Consider the following 3,230-nt stretch of genomic DNA (forward strand, 5'->3'; position numbering starts at 1 on the left):
ATGCGCCTATCCCCCGTCCCTCCCCCCCTCCCCTTCTCTCCCCTCTCCCCCTTCCCTCCCCCCCCCCCCCCCCCCCCCCCCCCCCCCCCCCCCCCCCCCGGGGGGTTAGTCGACGCCGGCGTCCTCGGGGCGGCCGGAAGCGAGTCCGGCGAGGACGTCCAAAGCGGCTCCGAGCGTCTCGATGGGCGGCGAAGACATCGCGAGTCGCACCGCGTTCGGGGCGTGGCCGGGGACGACGGCGAACGCGGCAGCCGGGGTGACCGCGATCCCGCGCCGCGCGGCCGCGGCGACGAAGGTCTCGGCGCGCCAGTGTTCGGGGAGTTCCCACCAGCAGTGGTACGCTTGGGGGTCGGCGCGCACCGTGAACCCGGCCAGCCGCGCCGCCGTCACCCGTTGACGTTCGGCGGCATCGAGCCGTTTCGCCCGTTCGACGGTTTCCAGGGTGCCCCCGGTAATCCACCGGGTGGCGGCTTCGACGGCGAAGCGGGACGCGACCCAGCCGCCCGAGCGCACGGCCGCGGCCAGCCGTTCCGTCCATTCCGCAGGGACGGCGAGGAATCCGGTGGTCAGCCCCGGGGCGAGCCGTTTGGACATACTGTCGGTGAACACGGTGCGTTCCGGCGCGTACGCCGCGAAGGGGCGGACCTCAGGCCGGAGGAAGGTGTAGATCCCGTCCTCGATCACCGGGATGTCCAACCGTCGCACGGTTTCCGCCAGCTCGACGCGCCGTGCTTCGTCCATTGTGGACCCGAGCGGATTGTGCAGCGTCGGCTGGACGTACAGCGCGCGGACAGGCGCGGCGGCGTGCGCGGCTTCGAGAGCTTCGGGAACGAGGCCCGCGTCGTCGGTCTCGATGGGCACCAACTGGACGCCGAGCCGTCCGGCGAGCGCCTTGACCACCGGATAGGTGATGGCTTCGACGGCGAGCCGTTCCCCCATCGGCACGAAGGCGGTGATGGCGGCCGCGATGGCCTGACGCCCGCTGCCGGCGAAGAGGATTTCCGGCGCCCAGCCGTCCTTCGCGAACAGTCCGGCGGCGGCGTCCCGCGCCTGCTTCGAGCCGGACACGCTCCCCGGCCGCAGTGCCGCGGTCAGGACGTCGTCACGCAGCAGCGGCTCCAGCGCCTTCCCGACCAGCGCCGTTTGCTCCGGGAGGACGGCGAAGTTGAGTTCGAGGTCGACCGTCGCGCCGCCCGGTTCGGCGAGCGCGGTCTCCAGCGGCGGCCTCCCGGCACGGACGAACGTGCCGCGGCCGACCTCGCCGACCACGACACCTCTCCGGACGAGTTCGCCGTAGACCCTGGCGGCGGTCGAATTGGCGATTCCTCGTTCGCGGGCGAACCGCCGCTGCGGGGGCAGCCGGTCACCAGGGCGGAGCCTGCCCGCTTCGACGTCCGCGGAGATCTCGTCCGCGACTATCCGGTAGTCCTCCACGCCTCATGATGTCATCGGAGGGGGTCGTGAGCCGACTGCGACCTGCGGAACACCATAACGACGGACTCCTAGGTTAGCCTAACCTGCGTGGAGACCGTGGAAACCCTCACCGAGCAGAGCACGACGTCCCGTCTGCACGCGGACGCGCTGACGCTCGCCTACGACGGCCGGACCGTGGCCCGGGACCTCGGGGTGGTCATCCCCGACCGGTCGTTCACCGTCATCGTCGGCCCGAACGCCTGCGGCAAGACGACCCTGCTGCGCGCGCTCGCGCGGATGCTCAAACCCCGTCAGGGTTCGGTGTTCCTCGACGGCCAGGTGATCAGCTCGTTCCCCGCCAAGGAGGTCGCCCGGCGGCTCGGCCTGCTGCCGCAGAGCTCGATCGCGCCCGACGGCATCACCGTCGCGGACCTCGTCGCGCGCGGCCGGTACCCGCATCAGCGGCTGCTGCGCCAGTGGTCCCGCGAGGACGCCACCGTGGTCGCGGAATCCATGCGCGCCACCGGGGTCGACGATCTCGCCGAGCGGCTGGTCGACGAACTGTCGGGCGGCCAGCGGCAGCGCGTGTGGATGGCGATGGCGCTCGCCCAGGAGACCGATCTCCTCCTGCTCGACGAGCCGACGACCTATCTGGACATTGCGCACCAGATGGACATCCTCGACCTGTGCGCGCAACTGCACCGGGAGCAGGGCCGGACGCTGGTCGCGGTGCTGCACGACCTCAACCACGCCGCCCGGTACGCGACGCACATGATCGCGATGCGGGACGGAGAGGTACTGGCGACAGGCGCGCCCGAAGACGTCGTCACCGCCGCCAACGTCGAAAAGATCTTCGAGCTGCCCTGCCGTGTCATGCCGTGCCCCGAAACCGGAACTCCGCTGGTGATCCCGAAAGCGGGGCGCCGCGCCGCCTGAGGTTCGTCCGGACGACCACCCCGATGGAGGCTTCTGTGCCCGGCCCACGGCATTACGTTTGCCCGGGAGGTTCCATGACTCAGGAAATCTGGTCGAAGATCGACGAATACATCTTCGACGTGCTCATCCCGGCCGATCCCGCCCTCGACAAGACTCTTCTCGCCTCGGACGAGGCGGGGATGCCGCCCATCGCCGTCGCCCCCAACCAGGGCAAGCTGCTGCATCTCCTGGCGAAGATGATCGGCGCCCGCTCGATACTGGAAATCGGCACGCTCGGCGGCTACAGCACCATCTGGCTCGCCCGCGCCCTGCCATCCGAAGGGCGTCTCGTGACGCTCGAGTACTACCCGAAATTCGCCGATGTCGCGCGGAAGAGCATCGACGCCGCCGGCGTCGGCGAGCTCGTCGACATCCGGATCGGGGAAGCACTGGACCTGCTGCCCGGTGTCGAAGGCCCGATCGATCTGGCGTTCATCGACGCGGACAGGGTCAACAACCCGGCCTACTTCGAGGCGGCGCTGAAACTGACCAGGCCGGGCGGGGTGATCGTGATCGACAACGTCGTCCGCGCCGGAGCGGTGGCCGACCCGGCGAACACCTCCGACGAGATCGAAGGACTCCGGCGGATGCACGACCTGATCGCCGCCGAACCGCGCGTCGACGCGACCGCGTTGCAGACCGTCGGCAAGAAGGGGCACGACGGCCTGACGATCGTCCTCGTGACGTCCTAGCGAGAGGCAGGCCCGGCGGTGGGTGTCCGGGTTGCGGTGGCGTGGGGGTACAGGTGGTCGTGAGTGGCGATTCGGGTTAGGGCCAAGGGTGTCTTAGGTACCTACTGCGGATGGGTCCGGAACGACACCTCGAGCCTCAGTAGCGTCACT

General features: G+C 70.1%; 3 protein-coding genes. 2 read left to right on the forward strand and 1 reads right to left on the reverse strand.

Features of this window, described 5'->3' with window-relative positions:
* Positions 1-105: 105 nt before the first annotated feature.
* Positions 106-1,434 (reverse strand): aminotransferase-like domain-containing protein, encoded by a 1,329-nt coding sequence (locus ACZ6DT_RS38820; RefSeq protein WP_465604626.1) that lies wholly within the window; start codon positions 1,432-1,434, stop codon positions 106-108.
* Between the two features lie 87 nt (positions 1,435-1,521).
* On the opposite strand from ACZ6DT_RS38820, the gene ACZ6DT_RS38825 reads away from it, so the two are divergent.
* Both ACZ6DT_RS38825 and ACZ6DT_RS38830 read left to right on the forward strand, forming a co-directional pair.
* On the forward strand, positions 1,522-2,349 hold the full coding sequence (locus tag ACZ6DT_RS38825; RefSeq protein ID WP_465604629.1) for an ABC transporter ATP-binding protein: 828 nt from the start codon (positions 1,522-1,524) through the stop codon (positions 2,347-2,349).
* Positions 2,350-2,423: 74 nt separating this feature from the next.
* Positions 2,424-3,080: an O-methyltransferase gene (locus tag ACZ6DT_RS38830; RefSeq protein WP_465604631.1), complete on the forward strand. Its 657-nt coding sequence runs from the start codon at positions 2,424-2,426 to the stop codon at positions 3,078-3,080.
* The last annotated feature ends 150 nt before the right edge of the window (positions 3,081-3,230 follow it).

Source organism: Amycolatopsis sp. NPDC041971 (assembly GCF_055588925.1).